Annotated in this window: 16 protein-coding genes; 15 read left to right on the top strand and 1 reads right to left on the bottom strand. The window is 50.6% G+C overall.

Translation table 11 applies throughout. From position 1 onward, the window contains the following. The first annotated feature begins 5 nt into the window (after window positions 1–5). From IPI86_RS20635 to IPI86_RS20595, 9 genes are all read left to right on the top strand, one after another. Window positions 6–938, top strand: a complete 933-nt coding sequence (locus IPI86_RS20635) for a hypothetical protein (protein ID WP_345299901.1) — start codon at window positions 6–8, stop codon at window positions 936–938. Continuing rightward, the gene (locus tag IPI86_RS20630; protein ID WP_345299900.1) at window positions 938–1639 is read left to right on the top strand and encodes a M23 family metallopeptidase; all 702 of its coding nucleotides are present in this window, start codon (window positions 938–940) and stop codon (window positions 1637–1639) included. The genes IPI86_RS20635 and IPI86_RS20630 overlap by 1 nt, the downstream gene beginning before the upstream one ends. Window positions 1640–1642: 3 nt before the next feature. After that, window positions 1643–1894 carry a hypothetical protein gene (locus IPI86_RS20625; protein WP_345299899.1) on the top strand — a complete coding sequence of 84 codons (252 nt, stop codon included), beginning with the start codon at window positions 1643–1645 and terminating at the stop codon, window positions 1892–1894. A 152-nt stretch (window positions 1895–2046) separates the two neighbouring features. Next, the gene (locus IPI86_RS20620) at window positions 2047–2754 is read left to right on the top strand and encodes a hypothetical protein (protein WP_345299898.1); all 708 of its coding nucleotides are present in this window, start codon (window positions 2047–2049) and stop codon (window positions 2752–2754) included. 122 nt (window positions 2755–2876) lie between these two features. Then, window positions 2877–5108: an NACHT domain-containing protein gene (locus IPI86_RS20615; RefSeq protein WP_345299897.1), complete on the top strand. Its 2232-nt coding sequence runs from the start codon at window positions 2877–2879 to the stop codon at window positions 5106–5108. Between the two features lie 780 nt (window positions 5109–5888). Continuing rightward, a complete protein-coding gene (locus tag IPI86_RS20610) occupies window positions 5889–6971 on the top strand; it encodes a COR domain-containing protein (protein WP_345299896.1) in 1083 nt (360 codons plus the stop codon). Beyond that, entirely contained in the window at window positions 6871–8262 is a 1392-nt protein-coding gene (locus IPI86_RS20605) for a COR domain-containing protein (RefSeq protein ID WP_345299895.1), read from the top strand. Before IPI86_RS20610 ends, IPI86_RS20605 begins: the two co-directional genes overlap by 101 nt. A 739-nt stretch (window positions 8263–9001) precedes the next feature. Next, complete coding sequence (locus IPI86_RS20600) at window positions 9002–10303, top strand: COR domain-containing protein (RefSeq protein WP_345299894.1); 1302 nt, start codon at window positions 9002–9004, stop codon at window positions 10301–10303. A gap of 49 nt (window positions 10304–10352) precedes the next feature. Then, window positions 10353–10784, top strand: coding sequence for a hypothetical protein (locus tag IPI86_RS20595; protein ID WP_345299893.1), 432 nt, complete (start codon window positions 10353–10355; stop codon window positions 10782–10784). A 137-nt stretch (window positions 10785–10921) separates the two neighbouring features. Here the strand turns inward: IPI86_RS20595 and IPI86_RS20590 are convergent, their stop codons facing one another. Beyond that, the gene (locus tag IPI86_RS20590) at window positions 10922–11344 is read right to left on the bottom strand and encodes a hypothetical protein (protein ID WP_345299892.1); all 423 of its coding nucleotides are present in this window, start codon (window positions 11342–11344) and stop codon (window positions 10922–10924) included. Window positions 11345–11571: 227 nt separating this feature from the next. On the opposite strand from IPI86_RS20590, the gene IPI86_RS20585 reads away from it, so the two are divergent. The 6 genes from IPI86_RS20585 (at window position 11572) to IPI86_RS20560 (ending at window position 16092) form a co-directional block, all read left to right on the top strand. After that, a complete protein-coding gene (locus IPI86_RS20585) occupies window positions 11572–12075 on the top strand; it encodes a hypothetical protein (RefSeq protein WP_345299891.1) in 504 nt (167 codons plus the stop codon). Between the two features lie 43 nt (window positions 12076–12118). Continuing rightward, window positions 12119–12529, top strand: a complete 411-nt coding sequence (locus IPI86_RS20580) for a hypothetical protein (RefSeq protein ID WP_345299890.1) — start codon at window positions 12119–12121, stop codon at window positions 12527–12529. A gap of 101 nt (window positions 12530–12630) precedes the next feature. Further along, entirely contained in the window at window positions 12631–13653 is a 1023-nt protein-coding gene (locus tag IPI86_RS20575) for an ATP-binding cassette domain-containing protein (RefSeq protein ID WP_345299889.1), read from the top strand. Then, a complete protein-coding gene (locus IPI86_RS20570; RefSeq protein WP_345299888.1) occupies window positions 13650–14441 on the top strand; it encodes an ABC-2 family transporter protein in 792 nt (263 codons plus the stop codon). Before IPI86_RS20575 ends, IPI86_RS20570 begins: the two co-directional genes overlap by 4 nt. 2 nt (window positions 14442–14443) lie before the next feature. Then, window positions 14444–15241 (top strand): ABC-2 family transporter protein, encoded by a 798-nt coding sequence (locus tag IPI86_RS20565; RefSeq protein ID WP_345299887.1) that lies wholly within the window; start codon window positions 14444–14446, stop codon window positions 15239–15241. Between the two features lie 2 nt (window positions 15242–15243). After that, complete coding sequence (locus tag IPI86_RS20560; protein ID WP_345299886.1) at window positions 15244–16092, top strand: hypothetical protein; 849 nt, start codon at window positions 15244–15246, stop codon at window positions 16090–16092. Window positions 16093–16117: the final 25 nt, after the last annotated feature.

Below are 16117 nucleotides of genomic sequence, written 5' to 3'. Positions count from 1 at the left end.
CATTTATGATCACCTTGATTTCATTGATCGCTGCGTTGGCTTTGGCAGCCATCCCCATCACCATTGGCTGGCGACGGACCGTGGATGAAGCAGGCATGGCACGCGCCATGGGCATTGCGCAGCCAAAGAAAAAATTCGACTCTGAAAAGTTCGCGCGTCAGACAGGAACCGGATTGGCTTTCAATCAGATTGCCTATGGGTTTCTGGCATGGACCGGAGGCGGGCTGATAAGCGGAATGTTCCTCGGAGTCTTTCCAGCGATCTTGTTCGCAATTGCGGGAGGTTTGCTTTATGCAGGCACGTTGTCTGATAAGAGGCAGGAATTTCGCTTGAAACAGGCCAAGGACATTTTGCGCGGCCTTGGCGTAGTGGAGACTTTGCTATCACAAGGCAGGCCGTTGGGTGATGCTCTGGACGATGCGGCACAAGCTGTTGGACCGGATGGCAGGCTGGTCCTGAGTGATCTGGTCGTGCGCCTGCGTACTGCGCCTGCCGATGAAGCGGCGCTTGCCGTGCGGGAGTGGACAACTGCCTGGGATAATCCCGCGGTCGATATCGTAGCCACTTCACTGCTGGCCTCCCTGGAGGGGCGTATCGAGATCAGTCCCCTGGTTGCCTCACTACGCAAGACATTGGGAACGGTGGTGGAGGTGCTTTCGCGGGCTCGTGCCGCGGCAAAAGGCGTGGAGTGGCAGGCTAGATTCCTGGCACTATTCCCCCCTGCAGTTTTGGTGGTGATCGCCATCACCACACCCGAAACCGGCAGGCTATATTCGGCAAATCCGTTTTTGTTATCTCCGGTGATCATCGGCTCAAGTCTTTCATATTGGCTCTCAATGAGGATGATCCGCAATGGCCTCTCCATCGAGGCCTCGATGGGGCTGCAGGCTGGCGGTCAGGGTGAGATTCACCTGGATCGTTTAGGCCGTGTTTTGTAATGAAAGGTTACTTTCGCTTTTCGATCATGATGATGACCGCCCCGCTGCTCTGCGGGGTGGCATTGGTCATTGGGTATGTCCTGTTGATCGTACTGACCATTCCACAATTGCCCGCCTGGGCACAGACGGGAGTGATATTGTGGCTTTTCGATGTCCCTCAATATGCAGAGACAGTTGACAACGGTTCGGATGACGGCTCCACCCCGGCTGAAATGAGTGCGGTTCCATGGGATGGCTACATTGGACCGGAAGCGGATATTCATGGCCTGCCGCTTGTGGGACCGGTCCAACTTTGGAGCACCTGGTATGACAAGCCATTGCTGGGGTGTGTTTTTCAGGATCCAAATTATCAAACCCATACAGGTAGTGACTTTCCTGTAAACGAAGGAACGCCAGTCCACGCCACGATGGGTGGGAAAGTGGTCTGGGCTGCGGAGAACGGTCCATGGGGCAATCTCGTCGTGGTGGAAAACAACGGGTACCAGATCTGGCTGGCGCATTTGAGCAGCATTCAGGTATCCGAAGGTGATATTTTGAATTACGGAGATGTGGTTGGTTTGAGTGGGAACACCGGTAACAGCACGGGCGCCCATCTGCATTATGGCATCAAGCAGCAAACGGGGGAGGGCACCTACGTTTGGCTTAATCCTCAATCCTTCTTTACGGAAGAGGAATATATCTATATCGGCTGCTCGGACTGATCCATGAGCGTTCGCATTGGCAAAATGACCTTCTCCGATTGGGTCAGCCTGAAGTTTGACGATGGCTGGACAGATACTTTTATTTTCCACATTGGCGCTTTGAACGGCCTTCCACCTTTTGTTTATCACCCCCTTTTGCAAAGATTGACAGCCCATTTGAAAACCAAAAGACCCGGTGCCTCGCTCTGGGTTCAGGTGGATGGACCTGGGAGTGGTATCTGGCAGAGGTCAAGCATTCCCTGCTATTTGGGCTAAATGCCCCTTGTGCGATTACACCCCTGGGAAAACAACCAGACTGGACGGCTTTTTCCCGTCCGCCCCGGTTATGGCACGATGCCCCCAAACGGCCACCCGCTGTGGAGGATAAATATCTTTCCCTGGCTCCTGAGGAGTTGAGTTGCCTGCGAGTGCTGGCGAGAACCATAACAGGGGATGCGCAAGAGATCGCTTCTTTATCTGACCTGTCAGAGGAGAAAACACACCAATATCTTGCGGCCCTGAAAGACAAACATCTGGTAAACCATGTAATCCCTGTTGAAGAACCAAGCGGGGAAATTAATTCGCCATCAAAACAAGACAAAGAACCTTTCTGGAGTTTGGAAGACCGCGGGCTGTCACTTGCCCTGCGGAGTTGGGGAGCACCCTCTGGTGTGGAGTTTACGGCTCGTAAAGAAGAACAACCACATCATGCCCAAACGCCGCACAGACATATTTCGCGCCGATGGCCAGCATGGTTACGCTCTGCCTGGCCCCATGCGGAAATCTGGACCGGCTGGAGTGAAGTACGTATGCCGGAGATGTCTGTCATTCCAGACTGTCTGGCATGGGGCAGAATACACGGGTTCGAGACTTTGTTCTGGCTGGAGGTGGGGGATGAGCATAAAAAGAAGGTACATATAGAAAAAATTACGAGGACAAGACTGTACGAAGCTGTGCGATTCTGTCAGAAAACAGGCGTGCGGCTTGTGTATGCACAGTTGAGTATGGATTGGGTGGAAGAGGCCGCTCGATGGGGAATTACCAATTTGCCCGCAAATGCAGCTGTGGTAATGGGGAGTATGCATAGGTTTGGTGAATTGCCTATGGTTGAGTGGGGGGCGATTTCAACGCTTTGAAATGAATCCGCGAAAGACTGGGGCTGTAAGCGAAAAAGAGGTCGTATAATATAGCGAATAGCGGGGATAACCGCAAAGGGGAAACGGGCGGGCCGGTAAAAAACATCTCCATCAGCGGAGATGTGAGAGGGATAGCAACGTCTTTATCGGGGATAACAACACCTTTATCCAAAAGATTCTTCAACATCTTCAAAAGCGACTCTGAAACCCTCGAGCACCGCAACCGCCGCATCCTGCTGGGACACGTCGAAAACGCGTGGATCAAAGGCGTACTGGACGCCTCCCTGCATGGCGCGGCGTTATTGGACTTGGGCAAAAAACAAAACCCCGAAGCAGTGACCCAATATCCGTGGACGATTAAAAAAGAATCCACAGATGAAACCCTCCCCGCTGGGATATCCATACTGGAGATATTCGACTCGATCGGCATGGGACGTTCTCTGCTGATCCTCGGCGCGCCGGGCTCAGGCAAGACGACTGTGCTATTGGAGCTCGCTCGCGGGTTGATTGCACGCGCCAGAGAAGACGTGACCCAGCCCATCCCAATGGTGCTCAACCTCGCCTCGTGGACAGAAAAATTCTCCCTCGCCGATTGGCTGGCACAGGAGTTGAACAACCTGTACAGCGTCCCGCGCAAAACCGCGCCCGACTGGGTGAAGGGAGATAAACTACTCCTGCTCTTGGACGGCTTGGACGAAGTGCGGCAGGAAAGCCGCGCCAAGTGTGTAGAAGCGATCAACGCCTTTAGAAAAGAACACGGCTTGACCTCGCTTGCCGTGTGCAGCCGCAGTCAGGATTATGCCGACCTCAAGGCGAAATTATCCTTTGAAGGCGCAATCGAAGTCCAGCCGCTGACGCAGGGACAGATTACTGAATTCTTCAACCGCTTCGGGAATGAGTTGGCGGGCATTAAGCAGGTGCTTGAAAAAGACAGCGCCCTGCGTGAAATGGCAGAGACACCCTTGTTTTTGAGCATTATGGTCCTGGCTTATCGGGATAAGCAGGATGAGGAAATATTGGTATCAGGGGATCAGAAGACAAGGCGTAAACATCTTTTTAATGCCTATATTGAACGGATGTTCAAACGCCTGCGCAAAATAAATGTGCCTTCTCGAAAACAGGATGTATTACGTTGGCTCTCGTGGCTTGCGGGAAAAATGATTGTACACAATCAGGTTCCGTATGTACTTGAGACAATGCAGCCCATATGGCTCGATAAAAAAAAGCAGGTTCTTCGATACAGACTTATATATATATTGCTCATTGGAATAGTCATCGGACTTATCTTTGGGCTGACCAGTGGGTTGTATCCTGATCCATATTTTGCGCTTGTTTTTGGAGAATGGTTCGGGCTAAGTGTCTGGCTGAGTATCATACTAACTAGCATCAAACGCCAAGAAGTTTCTTCTTTTGAACCCGTATCTTGGGATTGGAACAATGCAAGAAAAGGCTTTTTGGGTGCGCTGCTTGGCGGGCTGCTTGGTGGACTGCTTATGGGGCTGTATTACGTGTATGAAGTGCTGACCGGCGGCAGTCCGCTTGAAGATCTGCTTTGGGGTTTTAGTGCGCTGCCTCTCGGGCTGATCTACGGGCTGCCTGCCGGGCTGCTTGGCGGGCTGCTTGCCGGATTGAACAGCAAGAAGCAAGAAATATCTACTGTTGATGCTATATCATGGAATTGGAATAATGCAAGAAATGCCTTTATTGGTGGGTTCATGGGAGGGGCAATCCTGTCGATACTTTCCATGATACTTTCTGTGATACTTTCCTTATTGACGGATGAAATATTTGGGGAACAGTTTCTCGTCATGATTCTCGGCATAATCTGTGGCGGACTGGTTGTGAGTACGACGGCCTTCGGGCTGTTCTTCGGACTTATTGCCTGGCTGCTTGGCGGGTTGAGTGCACAGCAGATAAATCAAATTACATATCCTGGGCAAATGCTTGTTTTTTCAGCAAAAAGTTTCCTTTATACCTTTCTAGGTTCTGGGTTGATTAGTGGGTTGATCAGCGGGTTGATTGTCGGGTTGTTCACCGCATTTATTTCGTGGGCAAGTGATGAGCCGAGTAACGGGCTGGTTGCTGGGTTCGTTGCTGGGCTTTCTGTTGGTCCGATTGTTGGGCTGTTTGTCGGACTATATTATGGAGGCTTCGCTATAATCCAACACTACTCCCTCCGCTTCATCCTTGCCCGCAACAACCTCCTCCCGTGGAGACTCGTCCCCTTCCTCAACCACTGCGTTGACCTGATCTTCCTGCGCCGCGTCGGTGGCGGATATATCTTCGTCCACCGCCTGTTGATGGAACACTTCGCTGAAATGTACGCGGAAACCCCAACGTCAAAGGGAAACTAAAAATCATGGTTCATCACAACTTAAAGCTTACCAGCAGAAAAGGAAATCGAAGCAGCCCTTGAAATCGGCATCGAACAAGAAATGTCCATTCATTATCGTGAAAACGGCACCCATGGACTGAGTTGCCGACAGTCATTCAGTTAGAAGAGCTCCCGCACATTTGAGCGCACAAATTGCATCGGTCTGCTGGCAATCAAAGTTTACAGTCTCAAGAGGCTAACCCAAATCTATTGGGTCAGCTTGCTGAGTTGCAATCATGGTAACCATCTCGACATCCTTCAATCAAGTAAATCAAGTTCCAGACCGCTATACACTTCGTGAATTTACAATCCCTTACCTTTCTAAAAACCAACTTATGAATTGCCAGAAACGAAATTGAAATCTTAATAAGCCAATATTGGATTTATCGGCAAGCCAAACTTAGAAGTTGACGACAATTGCAAACTCGCAAATTCAAATCAACTGACCAAATCGTAATTGCTCAACTTACCCAATTGGAATCAATTTATCAGATTTACCAGAATGGCTTGGACTCATCCAATTGAAATCACTAGATTTCAAATTAGACAGACTGAACTTGAGTGGTTTGGCAACCTCAGATTATCACGAAACTTCATCAACATTGATTGGATCAAGATTAAAAGAGTGACTCTCTAGAATAATTAACAACGACTGACAATTATTGTCGATTGACAACCTCTTGATTGATATTGAGCAAAAACAAACCCCCCCCCGCCCCCTTCCAACAGATTACATAAGGTTTTACCCCGATGACGGACATTGGTTATCCAAAATGAAGCTCAACTTAGAAACTTATGTCTCGAACAACAACCCCTCAACCCCGAACTTGCCGAAGCCTATAAACAAGGTCTTGACGCTGTCAAAGCCTACTTGCGCGCCAAAGCCGAAGGGCAAATCACTCTCAACGAAGCCAAACTCATCATCATCGGCGAAGGCGAAGTAGGCAAATCCTGTTTACTTGACGCATTACTCGACAAACCCTTCCAACCCCACGACTCCACTCACGGCATAGAAATCCAATCCTTCAACGTCACCACCGAATCCCAAACCACCATCACCCTCAACGCCTGGGACTTTGGCGGACAGCGGGTGTACCGCCCCACGCACCAGTTATTCTTCAGCGCGCCCGCCGTCTATCTCGTCGTGTGGAAACCGCGCGAAGGTTCGCAGGCGGGACAGGTCAAGGAATGGATTCAACTCGTCAAGCGCCGCGAGCCGAGCGCGAAGATTCTCGTCGTCGCCACGCACGGCGGACCGCAGCAGCGTCAGCCCGATATTGACCGTCAGGAACTGTGGGACTTGTTCGGCAAGGAAACCGTCGTGGACTTTTTCTTCGTCGAAAGCAAACCCGACGAGCACGGCAACCGCAAAGGCATTGATGAACTCAAACGCGCCATTGCCCAGGTCGCCGCGAGCCTGCCCGAAGTCGGTCGCTCCGTGCCGAAGAGTTTTGCCGATGTCCGTCAAGCCCTGCAAGACAAGGGCGCGCCGTATCTGCCTTTGCGTGAAGTCCTCGACATCTGCCGCGCCCACAACATGGATGATGAGATCGCGCGGCTCTTCATCACCATCTCGCACCGCCTCGGTCATCTCACGCATTACGAAAACGACCCGACCCTGCGCGACATCGTCATCCTCCGTCCCGACTGGCTCGCCACCGCCATGAGTTACGTGCTCGACGATGAAGCGACGCGCGCCGCGCACGGCTTGGTGAAATTCTCGCGCCTCGCTCAATTATGGGATGACAAAAACCGCGCGGACGACGCCTCGCTATCCTGCGACTCTCCACCCGATCTTTCTCCGCCTGATGGAACGCTTCGATCTTTCCTACCGTGTGGCTGATCTGACATCCCGAAGCGACTCTGACCCGATCAGTCTCATCGGTCAACTCGTCCCCGATATCCGCCCGCAGAATATTTCCGACGCGTGGAAATCCTCTCCCGCGTCTGGCGACATCCAACAGACGCAGATCTGTCACATCGTGGACGCAAGCAACGGTCAATCTGCCAGCGCGGAAGGATTGTTCTACCAGTTGATCGTCCGCCTGCATAAATATTCCCTCGGTCGCGCCGATTACAACGCCAGCGTCCACTGGCAGCGCGGGCTGGTGCTGGAGGATGAATACAAAAGCCGCGCGTTTCTTGAACACGTGGGCAACGACGTCCGCATTACCGTCCGCTCGCCGTACCCCGAAGGACTGCTCGGCATGTTGACCCGCGAAGTGAAATTCCTCGTCGAAAGTTTTTGGGAAGGCTTGCGCTGTGACGTGATGGTTCCGTGCATTGAACCCTGCGGAAAACACGCGCCTGGCACGGGTCTGTTTGAAGTTGAAAAATTGATAGACAGCAAACGCAAGAACAGGAATGAGTTTCCATGTCCTGTTTGCAATGAATGGCAGAACATTGATTCGCTTCTTCGCAACGCGCCCGCCGCCGCGCAGCAAATCTCGCTGGTTGATTTGCAATCTGAATTCGCCGCCATCAAAGACAAACTGGATGAAGTCAACGTCACCTCGCGCCGCATTCTCTCCCAAGTGGACAAAACCTACACCGACCTCCTGCAAGTCCTCACCGACGAAGCCAAAGAAGGTCCGCGCCTGTTCAGTTTCTTCCCCGTTGACCGCAGCGCGTTCAATCCCAAAACCTGGATTCGTGAAAAGTTCCGCCTCGTCTTATGGTGTGAACATTCGCGCCTGCCGCTCCCCGTTTTGAACAACGGCGACATGAAGAAAGGCGTCTACGACCTCGAACTGGAGCGTGAATGGTTCAAGAAAGCCAGCCCCTATTTGAAATTCCTGACAGGCACGCTGGGCATGGTGCTCCCCGTCGCCTCCTCCGCCGTCAAACTCGCGCTGGATGAAACCGCCTACAAACTCATCGAAGAACAACTCGACTTCGGCAAATCCATCATTGACGCAACCCTCGGCGAAACCGCCAAGATCGGCGACTTCCTCGGCACAGCGGATTCCACCAATCTCGAACATGGCGTCGCCCTCCGCTCTGACGGCTCCACCCTGCGCGAACTCCACGCCCTGCTCAAAGCCAAAGACCCTGGCTTCGGCGGTCTCGTCCGCGTGATGAACAAACGCCAGGAATTCCTCTGGGTCCACGAGAAGTTTGCGGGTGAGTATTAGAATATGGATTCAAGGCATATTGCAACCTCGATTGGCAGTCCAGGAGCCCCCCCTTGACTCCCCCCCCCGAGAAATTTGAATTGCAAGCAATACTAACATTTTGGATCTAAGAACAGAAATTCAAGAGGCCACAACATTGGCGATTTTCTGAGTTGAAATAGATAACTTCGCAAATCAAGTCACTTCCGTTTGAATTAACTTCAACTTGAACATTTTTAAACAACCGATTTAATTTTCAATTATAAGACACTAACTAAAACTAAATTGCTAGAATTAACGATGTACAAAGTTTTAAAACAGAAAGTGAATCAACTAGCACAAATAAGTTGGTCCTGAAATTGATAGAATTCCGAAGAATTTGGTTCAATTCTTGCAACTGAAATTGTAGAATGATTTGCCAAATTACAAATCTTACGAACTTAAGAACTTAATTTCTTCAAATGAAATTTAAGTCATACCAGACAAATTGAAAATTTCAAAAGCCTAATCAACCTGTTATGATACAAGAATTGAATCTTACCAAACAATCATGGAAAACTGAAAAGCTTTGAGGTAAAGCTTTCGGAAATGACAAAATTTCCCAAAAGCCTCGGTAATTTCTTAGCAACCTATTTTCAGGTTTCACTGAAAAACTCAAAAGAGCCAATCAAATTTAAAACTAGGGAACTCTTAAGTTGGATTTAAATTCGCAAAAGATAACTTCCTCCAGAAATTCTAAAACAGTGACGCAAAATTTAATTTGGGAGGAGGTTATATCCGTTCGGTAAAACATCCACAAATTCCCCTCAACCATTTTGTTACAGGTTCAAGGCAAAACGCCTTTGAAGAAAATCAACCAAAACTGAGGGTATCTCAATTAGCCAATGGAAGGTCAATAAGTCAGTTTAAAACGAAATTCAAATCTAAATCTTCAATCAACATCTGGGATTTCGGCGGACAAGAAATCATGCACGCCACCCACCAGTTCTTCCTCACCAAACGCAGTCTTTATATGTTGGTTCTTGATTCCCGATTAACTCAGGAAGAAAACCGTGTCGAATACTGGCTCAAGATCATCCAATCCTTTGGCGGCGAGTCGCCTGTCCTGATCGTTGGCAACAAAATTGACCAGCACCCGCTCGACATTGACCGCACAGGCTTGCAAAAGAAATATCCCAACATCGTCGGTATCCTCGAAACCTCCGCCGCCACAGGCGCAGGCATTGAAGAACTCAAAGCCGCCATCACCGAGCAGGTCAACAACCTGCCGCATGTCCGCGATCTGCTGCCTGAAACCTGGTTCACCGTCAAAACCAAACTGGAAGAACTGGGGCGCCAGTCCAATTTCATCACCCACGATAAATATCTCGAACTGTGCGCCGAAAACGAAGTCAGCGATGAGACCAGTCAACGCACGCTGATCGGCTTCCTGCACGACCTCGGCGTTGTCCTGCACTTTCAGGATGATCCCCGCCTCGAAGCGCTCGGCATTCTCAATCCGCAGTGGGTCACGAATGGCGTGTACAAAATTCTCAACTCGCATACCTTGTTCCAAAACAAAGGCGTGCTCACCACGTCCATGCTCGATGAGATTCTCAACCTGCCCGAATATCCGCGCGGCAAACGTCTCTTCATCGTGGACATGATGAAAAAGTTCGAACTGTGCTACGACATTGAAGCCGATAAAACCTTCCTCGTCCCTGACCTGCTCCCCAAAGACGAACCCGCCGAACTGAAATTCAACGGCGTCCCTGCCTTTGAGTATGCCTATCCCGTTTTGCCCTCCAGCGTCATCACCCGCTTCATTGTCCGCATGAACCAGAAGATTGAAAATGGTTTCGTCTGGCGCACGGGCGTTGTGCTCAAAATTGGCGAGAACAAAGCCCTGGTCAAAGCCGATATTGAAGACCGCAAGATCACCATCGCCATTGATGGTCAAGAACACACGCGGCGAGACGCCCTGTCCGCGATACGGTATCAGTTGGATGAGATTCATGCGTCAATCAAAGGATTGAATCCCGAAAAAACGAGTCCCTGCCTGAAGCCCTCGCAGAACCATTGAAATATGAATACCTGCTTCAAGTTGGAAAGCAAGAGGTCAAGAGACTAATGTGACCACTATTTACAATGTCAACACTGGCGGTGGCGACTTCACTGGCAGAGACAAAAACATTAAAGCTGAGAATGGTGGTATTGCAATTGGTGGAGATTTATCTGGCAACCTGATTTCTGGCAATTACAACAAAATCAACTCCGCCGAGATTGCCCCCGAACTCAAAGACACTCTGCTGCAACTGGGCGAAGCGGTAGACGCCATGATTCAAAAACTCCCTGCCGAACAAGCCGCCGAAGTCGCCGAAGATTTTGGCAAACTGGCAGATGAAGCCGTCAAACCCAAGCCGAATCAAAAATGGTACTCGGTCAGCATTGAAGGTCTCATCAAAGCAGCGGAAAATCTCGATAAGTTGGGCACGCCCGTGATCAGTTTGTCACGGAAGGTCTTGTCCCTGCTGACGGGCGGAGCGAACAAACATGCTCGATAAATATAAGTTCAAAGATGGCGCAATCATTGCTGGCGATGGTAACGAAATAAATGTGTAGAGGCGTTTGTTCAGCTTGCATTAACGATTAAAAACCAGCCTCCCTTTTCGGGGAGGCTGGTTTGCAGGAAGATGAGATGCTATCCAACAGGCTGTTTCTGTTTCAGCGTATGTCTGTCATCAACTGGGGGCTGAATGATGTCATTGACCAACCACGCTTTGGCGGCGTCCAGGTCGTCAAAGCGTTTGGGAACACGCTTGATAATCATGTTAAATGAATCGAGAACGATGCTCCGCGCATTATTTGATTCGATGACCAGCGCGCTTTTGCAAAAGTAGGGAGCCGCCAAAGACGCATTTCGCATCAGCACCATCAGCGCATTATTGTTTAGGTTTGTGTTGCGCAAATCCGCAACCGCTAAAACCGAGTCTTTGGGCTCTGTCTTTAGTAGGGCGATCAGTGTTTCCAAATGCGCGTTTAATGTGACGTGGTCATTCTCCAGGTTGGAGACATCGATGAGGAGGATTTTTGCTCCCTTATGTTCAATCCACTGTATGGGCATGGGGGTATTATACATGATAGGAACGGACGATGCGGGGCGCAAAGCTAACTCGCAGGGCCTCCGACGGGCGGGTAATCAAGTAGCGCAGTATAATAACAACATACTGTCATGATGACATAAATCTCCTTCATTCATCCCTTATTAGCGCAACATCCAATATAAAAGAAGCCTGGCCACAGGATTTCTTTGTATTGGCAAATCCCCGTTGCGCGAAATAGGAGATTGAAATGGATACCATCAAATTCGTTATCGAGCAGTACGTGGATGAAGAGGGCGGGTATCGTTTTCCTGTGATCAATATCTACATCAACAACAGCAACCTGATCGACCTGGTTACAAAAATCGAAAAGAAGGATTGGGATGGGGATATCAAGACCCGTTCCAGTTACATCGGTTTTGAAGTGCCGCGCTTTGGGCAATTCCGCAACGAAATGCTGGGCAGGAAAATATACGCAAGAAGCGTCCTTCTGACCTGCACCTGCACCATCGAGCTTTGTGGCAGCATTACCGCAGATATCGCCTTCAATGAACGCACCATCACATGGAGCGACCTGCGCAGTCCCTACCTCAGCAGTAACACCTACAGTCCTTTCGTGGACGAAGCGGATGCGCTCAAAGAAGGCTGGAAGCCGCTCGACTATAGCGGGCTGGGTCCGTTCGTGTTTGAGCGCGGGCAATATCTTTCCGCGCTGGATGCCGTGACACAGGAATGGCATCAGCAAAAACTTTAAACATTTCCATATCAATTCACGAGACGGAATATACTTGTCCATCATGAAGAATATAAAATGGTATTTCCGTCTCGTCCTGTTTGTTTTCCCATTAGCCATCCTCCTGCTTCTCGCAGCCCGGGTTAGCGATGGCAGGAGGCTCCCCGAATCTCTGCCAAATGCTACTTTAACGGTCTCCCCTTACGGTGATTTCACCGTCCATATCCCACAAAAAGCGTTGCTGAAAAATTACCTCACCGTTTCGGCGGAGGCAGCCCCGGGAACGGTTTGTAGATTGATCTATGTCCCCCCATCAGGTGAGTCTTTGCAAATGGAAGCAACCGCCGACTCAAATGGGCTGTGCGAATGGCGCTGGAAGATCGAAGAATCTCACAGGGCAGGCGATGCGCGTTTGATCTTCACCATCAACGGCTTGAGCGATACGCACTTCATCCAGATATTCAAGGAATTTTGAACCGACTTTGAGAAAGTCGACATAAAAGGGGAAAACACACCTTGACGCTGTAGAACGTTTATTCTACAATCAACGCCCTACCCCATTCATTGGAAAAAAACATGAGCCTTATTCACGTCAACAATCTTGCCAAGCACTTTAAAGTGCTCAACCGCCGCGAAGGACTGGGCGGCGCATTTCGCGACCTGTTCTCGGGAGATTATCGCACCGTCAAAGCGGTAGACGGCATCTCGTTCGATATCGAAGCGGGCGAGATCGTCGGGTATATCGGGCCGAATGGCGCGGGCAAATCCACCACCATCAAAATGATGACGGGCATCCTCAAGCCGTCGGGCGGCGAGATCCGCATCAACGACCATGTGCCGTTCGAGAATCGCATCCGTCAGGCACAGATCATGGGCGTGGTCTTTGGTCAACGCACACAATTATGGTGGGATCTGCCCGTCATCGAGTCGTTCAAGATCCTGAAAGAGATCTACAAGGTCTCACAAAAGACCTTCGATGAGCACATGGGCATGTTCAATGAATTGGTCGGGCTGAAAGCACTGTACTCACAGCAGGTGCGCACGCTCTCGCTCGGTCAGCGCATGTTGTGCGATATCACCGCCTCGTTCCTGCACAACCCGCAGATCGTCTTTTTGGATGAACCCACCATCGGGCTGGATATTTCCATCAAGGCCAAGATCCGCACCATCATCAAGGAATTGAACACGGCCCGCAAAACGACCATCATCCTGACCACGCACGACCTCGGCGATGTCGAAGCCCTGTCGCACCGCGTCATCATCATCGACAAAGGCAAAAAACTGTACGATGGCGATACGAAGAAGGTCAATGCCTTGTTCGGCGCATATCGCACATTGAAGGTTCAGGTCAACGATTTCGACGAAGGCACGCTCGATGCGCTCAAGAAAAAACTTGCCGAGCAATTCGGCGCGACGAACAAGATCACCGTTGCGCAAACCGAAGAATTCTGGACGGATATCACCATCGACCAGGCTTTGACGCCGCTGTCGGAAGTATTGAACTGTGTGATGACCAACTTCTCCATTCTGGATGTCCGCATCGTGGAGATCGCCATGGAGGATGTCGTTCAGCGCATTTACGATGGAGCGTTGGCATGAGAAAGTATCTGGCATTCACTCGCGGCTCTTTCATGGTTGGGCTGGTCTATCGCTTCGGTCCGCTGCTTTCGCTGATCGGCAATTTCATCTATCTCGGTGTAGCCTATTATCTGTGGCACAGCATCTACAAAAATTCAGATACCTTGCGCAGCATGACCTTCAACGAAACATTTTTGTATGTCGCCATCGGTTCCGCTGTTTTCATCCTGCTCAAAACCTATGTGGATTGGGAAGTCTCATACGAGATCCGCGAAGGCATCATCTCCACTTACATGACCAAGCCGCTGGATTATCAGACCTACATCCTCTTTACCAGCCTCGGTCAAACGCTGATGAGTTTGATGGTCATCACCATTCCGACGCTTCTCATCATTACATTGGTCTTCAAAGTGGCCATTCCTCTGGGAATCGGAACGCTTCTCTTTCCCCTCAGCCTGCTCCTCGCATTCGTCATCAGTTTCTGCTTCGACTATTTCATCGGCATCCTCGCGTTCTACACTGAATCGGTCTGGGGCCTGAGCACCACCAAGGAGATCATCATCCTTGCGCTTTCAGGCGCATTGATTCCCTTGCAGTTCTTCCCCGCAAAACTGCAAAGCATTTTGCTGCTGCTGCCTTTTCAAACCATTTATCACACCCCGCTGATGATGCTGACCAAGCCCGATCAGGATCCGCAGATATTCGTCAGCATGCTGATTGTTCAGGTTGTCTGGGCAGTCGTCCTGTACGCCCTGACCCGTCTCTTCTTCGAGCAGGCGGTCAAAGTCTTGCGGATCGCGGGAGGCTAGTCATGCGCAGCATCGGCGAATACATTCGACTGTACTTCATTATCGAGGCGCAATACATCAAGGCGCGCCTGCAATATCGCGTGGACTTTATCATCAGTTCGATCGGAATGTTCTTTTCGAGCCTCATCACACTGGGTGTGTTTTGGGTCATCTTCGATACTGTGCCCGACCTCGCGGGCTGGTCGCTGATGGAAATGGCTTTCATCTACGCCTTTTACATGATCGCCATCTCACCCATGCAGATCATCTTCGATCATTTCTGGCAGTTACGCTTCAACCTGCAGCAGGGAAATTTCCTGAAGTACTACTTCCGCCCGTTGAACATGATGTTCTACTACACCTCCGAAATGTTCGACCTGAAGGGCTTGACCCAGCTTTTTGTGGGGACCGCCTTGTTGATCTATACCGCCAGTCAACTTCATGTGGCATGGACGTTTGGCCGCGTGGGTCTGCTGTTCATTACCTTGTTCAGCGCCGCGCTCGTGCAAATTTCCATTGTGGTGCTGGCTGCCTGCGCCGCCTTCTGGGTGCTGGACTCATACCCCGTGCTGGGGCTGGCATGGAGATTGCGTGAGTTTGCCCCCTACCCCATGTCCATCTTCGACGGCGCTTTTCGTTTCACCTTCACATACGTCCTGCCGATCGGTTTCATCGCCTTCTATCCATCGCAGATATTTTTACGGCCCGAGGATGTTTCGCACCTCACTTACTTCTCCCCCGTCATCGGCATTGGCTTGTTTGCCCTCACCTATTGGGTGTGGACAAAAGGTGTAAATAGCTACACAGGAACTGGGTCATAGCAATGAAAATTCTTTACACAGCGTTCATCATTCTGCTCCTCACAAGCTGCACATCGGCACCCGCGCAAACTCCCGCCAAACTGGAGGCGGGCTATCGCTATTCACCTTATGGGCCAACCTTCAACCCAGGCAACGAGTATTGGCCCGATGTCGGCAAGCAGATCGCCGCGAAATTCGAAGGCGCAAGGCCAGCCGTGATCTGGATCGTCGGTATTATTTCTGGAGAAGGAACCTATCTCAACTTCAACTGCGAAACCGCTGACCCCAACATCACCTGCGGATACGTGGACATGAACGAAGAATTGCTCACCGCCTTTGACGAACAGGGATACGATGTCTGGCTTCAAGTGGAGGCAGGCAACGCCAGCATGGACGAATTGATCGACATCGTGCTAAACCAGTACAGCCATCATCCCAGCGTCGTCGGTTTCGGCGTGGATGTGGAATGGTATCAGTCAACGAAAGGCCCGCAGGGAGAACCGATCACAGACGAGGTTGCGCAGGATTGGGTGAGCGCGATCCGAAAACACAACTCGAATTATCGTCTGTTCCTCAAACACTGGGATTCCGCCTGGATGCCGCCCACTGTCCGCGATGGAATCGTATTCATAAATGACAGCCAGGGATTTGAATCTTTTGACCAAATGGTGGGTGAATTCACAGAATGGGGCAAAACCTTCGCGCCTGCGCCTGTTGGCTTTCAATATGGGTACCTCGCCGATAAGCCCTGGTGGAAGGATTTGCAGGATCCCTCGAAAGAGATCGGTCAGGCGCTCATTGATAACATTCCCAACACACAGTCACTGTTCTGGGTCGATTTCACCATCGTTGAAATGTTTCCCCCAAAATAGAACACCAGCCTTCTAACAAGTACCA

Source organism: Candidatus Villigracilis affinis, from assembly GCF_016705895.1.
GTDB lineage: Bacteria > Chloroflexota > Anaerolineae > Anaerolineales > Villigracilaceae > Villigracilis > Villigracilis affinis.
The sequence above is the reverse complement of the archived record's forward strand: the minus strand, read 5'-3'. Positions and strand labels throughout refer to the sequence as shown.

What these genes read in the sequence shown, in the direction of transcription:
- IPI86_RS20635 (WP_345299901.1), top strand. Translation starts at nt 6, where the DNA reads ATGATCACCTTGATTTCATTGATCGCTGCGTTGGCTTTGGCAGCCATC.
- IPI86_RS20630 (WP_345299900.1), top strand. Translation starts at nt 938, where the DNA reads ATGAAAGGTTACTTTCGCTTTTCGATCATGATGATGACCGCCCCGCTG.
- IPI86_RS20625 (WP_345299899.1), top strand. Translation starts at nt 1,643, where the DNA reads ATGAGCGTTCGCATTGGCAAAATGACCTTCTCCGATTGGGTCAGCCTG.
- IPI86_RS20605 (WP_345299895.1), top strand. Translation starts at nt 6,871, where the DNA reads ATGACAAAAACCGCGCGGACGACGCCTCGCTATCCTGCGACTCTCCAC.
- IPI86_RS20590 (WP_345299892.1), bottom strand. Translation starts at nt 11,344, where the DNA reads ATGCCCATACAGTGGATTGAACATAAGGGAGCAAAAATCCTCCTCATC.
- IPI86_RS20585 (WP_345299891.1), top strand. Translation starts at nt 11,572, where the DNA reads ATGGATACCATCAAATTCGTTATCGAGCAGTACGTGGATGAAGAGGGC.
- IPI86_RS20580 (WP_345299890.1), top strand. Translation starts at nt 12,119, where the DNA reads ATGAAGAATATAAAATGGTATTTCCGTCTCGTCCTGTTTGTTTTCCCA.
- IPI86_RS20575 (WP_345299889.1), top strand. Translation starts at nt 12,631, where the DNA reads ATGAGCCTTATTCACGTCAACAATCTTGCCAAGCACTTTAAAGTGCTC.
- IPI86_RS20570 (WP_345299888.1), top strand. Translation starts at nt 13,650, where the DNA reads ATGAGAAAGTATCTGGCATTCACTCGCGGCTCTTTCATGGTTGGGCTG.
- IPI86_RS20565 (WP_345299887.1), top strand. Translation starts at nt 14,444, where the DNA reads ATGCGCAGCATCGGCGAATACATTCGACTGTACTTCATTATCGAGGCG.
- IPI86_RS20560 (WP_345299886.1), top strand. Translation starts at nt 15,244, where the DNA reads ATGAAAATTCTTTACACAGCGTTCATCATTCTGCTCCTCACAAGCTGC.